Annotated in this window: 3 protein-coding genes and 1 rRNA gene; 3 read left to right on the top strand and 1 reads right to left on the bottom strand. The window is 27.4% G+C overall.

Features of this window, described 5'->3' with window-relative positions; all coding sequences use genetic code 11:
* Positions 1 to 114: ribosomal RNA gene (locus HBE96_RS18060) — 16S ribosomal RNA — on the top strand; the annotation flags it as partial.
* A 231-nt stretch (positions 115 to 345) separates the two neighbouring features.
* On the opposite strand, the gene HBE96_RS18055 is transcribed toward HBE96_RS18060, so the two are convergent.
* Positions 346 to 2004 carry a M4 family metallopeptidase gene (locus tag HBE96_RS18055; protein WP_169299114.1) on the bottom strand — a complete coding sequence of 553 codons (1659 nt, stop codon included), beginning with the start codon at positions 2002 to 2004 and terminating at the stop codon, positions 346 to 348.
* A 631-nt stretch (positions 2005 to 2635) separates the two neighbouring features.
* Here HBE96_RS18055 and HBE96_RS18050 point away from each other — a divergent pair.
* On the top strand, positions 2636 to 3181 hold the full coding sequence (locus HBE96_RS18050) for a sigma-70 family RNA polymerase sigma factor (RefSeq protein ID WP_169299113.1): 546 nt from the start codon (positions 2636 to 2638) through the stop codon (positions 3179 to 3181).
* A 2-nt stretch (positions 3182 to 3183) separates the two neighbouring features.
* Positions 3184 to 4143 carry a DUF4367 domain-containing protein gene (locus tag HBE96_RS18045; protein ID WP_169299112.1) on the top strand — a complete coding sequence of 320 codons (960 nt, stop codon included), beginning with the start codon at positions 3184 to 3186 and terminating at the stop codon, positions 4141 to 4143.
* Positions 4144 to 4294: the final 151 nt, after the last annotated feature.

The following is a 4294-nucleotide window of genomic DNA, read 5'->3' as shown; positions in this document are numbered from 1 at the left end:
CCCGAAGTCCGTGAGGTAACCGTAAGGAGCCAGCGGCCGAAGGTGGGGTTAGTAATTGGGGTGAAGTCGTAACAAGGTAGCCGTAGGAGAACCTGCGGCTGGATCACCTCCTTTCTAAGGAGTCGACGAAGTAGGTAATTCTACTTCGAAGGTTTTATTTAATAGCTCTGTTTAATTTTCAGGGATTAAGAAACGCTAAGTATTTTGCTTAGTGTTTTTTTTATGCAAATTAATCATACAAAAAATGATTTTATTATAGAATGTTTAAGGCATCTTAAAAAAATAACAAGATCATATGTTATTTTCTTTCAGATGCCTAACTCACCCCATTAAGTAATATAAATTTTATTTAATTCCAACAGAATCAAATGAGTTTTTTATAGCAGATACTTCGCTTCCGTCATTTCCGTATAAATCTGAGGCTGCAGATACTAAAGCATTTTTTGCATTAGAAAAATCTGAATTAGATGTTAAATATTCAGTAAGTGCTCTGTAATAAATGTGTGCTGTTTTATCGCATCCTATAGCTTTTGCAACTAAGAAGGCTGCTTTATTAGGTATTCCGCTATTTTTATGAACGCCACCATTATCATCTGTTGTATTTACATAATCTTTCATGTTATCAGGTTGACCAAAACGTGTAGGATCTGCAAGACTTCTTAAAGCATCACCAGGTTTATTAGGTGTATAAATTTCATCTCCAACTACCCAATCTTTAGCATCAAATTTCCATTCTCCATTATTTTTAACATTATATCTATCGTAAGTTTGAACTAGTACTCCAAATACATCTGAAAAAGATTCATTTAAAGCCCCTGATTGATCTTCATATTTTAAGTTTGCACTATTAGATGTTACACCATGAGTTAATTCATGAGCAACAACATCAAGATCTCCACTTAAATAAGTAAAAGTTTTACCATCACCATCACCATAAACCATTTGCTTTCCATCCCAAAAGGCATTATTATATTTTATTCCATAATGTGTTGTAGATTTTATAGTCATACCATGGTTATCTATACTATTCCTATCAAATATATTTTTGTAAAAATCATAAACTACACCTGCATTATAATGTGCACTAACAGATGCTTTAAAGTTTTCATTATTAAAAGTATTACTTGTATTTGTAACTATAATCCCTGGTTCAAAATGAGTATTATTAGTTGAATAAGTTTTTATTTTACCAGGCATTGGTTTTGTAGTATCTATCAAATTATAGAAATTAGCAAATTTATATAAATTAAGAGGTTTTTCACTTCCATCAACTGCTTTTCCTGTACCTGTTGCAGCTCCATCATATCTTATATTACTTATTTTATTAAGTATTTTTCCAGATGCTGCATCTATAATTATATTCCAGTTTCCTATTTGTGGTTCTGTGTAATAGATATTTACACTATATACCAAAATAGGTAGATTGTTTTTAATTACAATTTGTTTTTCAATTTTTGGAGTTTCGTTTAAGGATTTATAATTAAATAATTTTTTAGATATTTCTACTGCTTTATTAGATTCAATAAGGTTAGGAAGAGGCATTTTTTTATATGAATTATTAACAGTTCCTATTATATTTCTAACAATTCCATCTTTATCAATGTGTAATATGATTTCGCTTCCTTTTATAGGAGTATTATTAATTACTTGATTAAGTTTAACTTTAGTATATCCTAACTTATCTTTTTCCATGGATTCTACTTTAAAGTTATTTTTACCATTCATAGTTTTACATAGTGATTCATTTTTTTCAAGATATGAAATTATACTTTCATTTGTTAATTCTAATTTATCTGATAGTTTTCCTTGCAAAAATACATTTTGTTTTTTATCTTCTTGGAAAATTGATTTTGAAGTACTCATTCCTTGAAGCTCTTCAATAGTGTTGTTTTCATTATTAAGATGTTTGTCCGCATTTAACTCTTTAGCAAATACTCCGCTAAAGCAGCTAGATCCAGAAATAATAGTTGCAGTTAAAATAAGTGATAACATGTTTCTTTTCATACTGCTTACCAATCCTTTCAAATCTTTTTACAAAATATTGAATATAATCAATATTTTGCAATTAATTTAATTTTAATCTATAAGCAAATACAAATCAATTAAAATTGTAATTTATTTAATAAAAATGAATTTATTTTCCTTGTCCATTAATGGTAAGTAATAATCGTAGTATTAGAAAGGACATTTATAGGACAAGTGAGTTGTTGCATTAAGAGTAATACTACAATATATTGTGTCGGCTTTTAATTTGCCAAGCAACGTATTGTATATAGTTTATTTAGTGCAACAGATGCTATTTATATATTAGATATAGATATCCAATTTGAAAATCTTAATTTTATTATAAAATAAAAATTAAATTTTACTATTCATAGAATCAATGTAAAATTTAATTATGATGTTGTATATCTATAATTTGGTAAAAAATTTTAATTTACTATAATTAAAGTATATGATATTAAATGGAAGAGAGAGATACTTTTTAATAACATAAATAGATAGCTAATTTTAAGCATTTACATAGATTTTTTTAAGTTTAAAAAAATCTATGTAATGAAACAATGAATTGTACGTATTAACATATGTAATTACTTAGCTAAGTAAGAAATAGGAAAAGGAGGTGTTTGAAAGTATGGAGCAGGTTGTTTTATCTAATTCTTTAGACAAAAGGCAAAATAAAGAATTAGATTTAACCTATATTTTTGAAACCTACTACAAAAGAATATATAACTATATATATTATAGAATTAATTCTAATGAGGAAGCAGAAGATTTAACAAGTCAGGTCTTTGAAAAGATAATGCTAAAAATGGACACATATTCTAAAAGTAAGTCCCCATTCGAAGTATGGATGTTTGCTATAGCTAGAAATGTAGTGAATGATTATTTTAGAAGTTTAAAGAAGCATAGGCTATTTTCTATAGATAAAATTAAAGAATTAATATCAAGAGAAAATAATCCAGAAGATATAGTATTAATAGCTGAAACTAATGATAAACTTTCAAAGGCATTAAAGGTTTTAAACAGCAAAGAGAGGAATATGGTAGCACTTAAATTTGGAGGAAACTTAAAAAATAAAGAGATTGCAGAAATTTTAGAGCTTACAGAAAGTAATGTGGGAGTAATACTTTATAGGGTAATGAAAAAGCTTAAAGTAGAAATGGAAAGAGAGGTATAGCTATGAATAAAAAAAGTATAGAAGATAAATTTTCAATAGATATGGACGCTTATTTTAATGGTATAGAACATACAGATGAACGTGAAGAACAAGAATATAATGAAATTTTAAAGCTTGGAAAAACTTTATCGGATAAGGATTTTAGTAAAGATAGTAATAAAGAAGCTGTATTTAAAAAAACTTTAAATAATATAAATCAGCATAAAGGGGAGAATGTTATGAAAAATTCAAATAAAGTAAGAAAAATTACTGCTGCTGCAGCATCCTTTGTAATAGTATGTGGTGTTTTTAGTCAAACTTCTTTTGCCAAAGGTTTCGCAGAAAAAGTAATAAACAAAATATCTTTAGGTCATATAACAGTGGAACAATCAGAAGGTCCTTCAGAAATGGTGGTTCCAACCAATTTGGAAGGTAAAGTCTTTGATAAAAATAAAAATCCTGTAACAGTGATTACAAAAAATACTGGAAAAATATATACAAAATCAGGAGAACAGATTGTTGATATTAAAAATGGAAAGATAGTAACAATAAGTGAAAAAAAGGCTGAAGAAGCAAAAGATGAGGAAAATATTGTAACAGTTAAAGATTCTAGTAGCTTAAATAAATATACTTGTTTTAATGTTAAGCTGCCTTCATATTTGCCAAAAGGTTATAAGTTTGATAGAGCAGAGTTTTTTAAAGATGAAGATGGAATCATAAATAAAAAATATATTAATTTATATTTTACTAATGAAAAGACAGGAAAGTGTATTTCTATGCAGCAAAGATTTGCTGACCAAGAAACTAAATATGCAAGTGGAACAGATGGAAAAATTGAAAAAGTAAAAGTTAATGGTAAAGATGCAGTATTATCTGATAATAGAAGTATGGATTGGGAGAATAATGGAGTGCTTTACGGATTATCAGGAAGAGGAGCATTTGGAAAAGATGAATTAATAAAAATTGCAGATTCTATTAAATAATTTGTGTAACAAAGATAAGAGAAATTAATTACCTAAATTTCGTACAAATATAAAACTTATATTTGCACATAATTTCCTGTTAGTATTAACCATGGTATTCCTTTAGTTTCCAATTTTTTAGGCGAAGCCTACTGGGATAATATACAAATGT

Origin of the sequence: Clostridium muellerianum (genome assembly GCF_012926525.1) — a bacterium.
Taxonomy (GTDB): domain Bacteria; phylum Bacillota; class Clostridia; order Clostridiales; family Clostridiaceae; genus Clostridium_AM; species Clostridium_AM muellerianum.
This window is presented reverse-complemented; position numbering and strand designations above follow the sequence as displayed.

Coding starts and splice junctions, on each gene's coding strand:
- HBE96_RS18045 (WP_169299112.1), top strand. CDS start 3,184: ATGAATAAAAAAAGTATAGAAGATAAATTTTCAATAGATATGGACGCT.
- HBE96_RS18055 (WP_169299114.1), bottom strand. CDS start 2,004: ATGAAAAGAAACATGTTATCACTTATTTTAACTGCAACTATTATTTCT.
- HBE96_RS18050 (WP_169299113.1), top strand. CDS start 2,636: ATGGAGCAGGTTGTTTTATCTAATTCTTTAGACAAAAGGCAAAATAAA.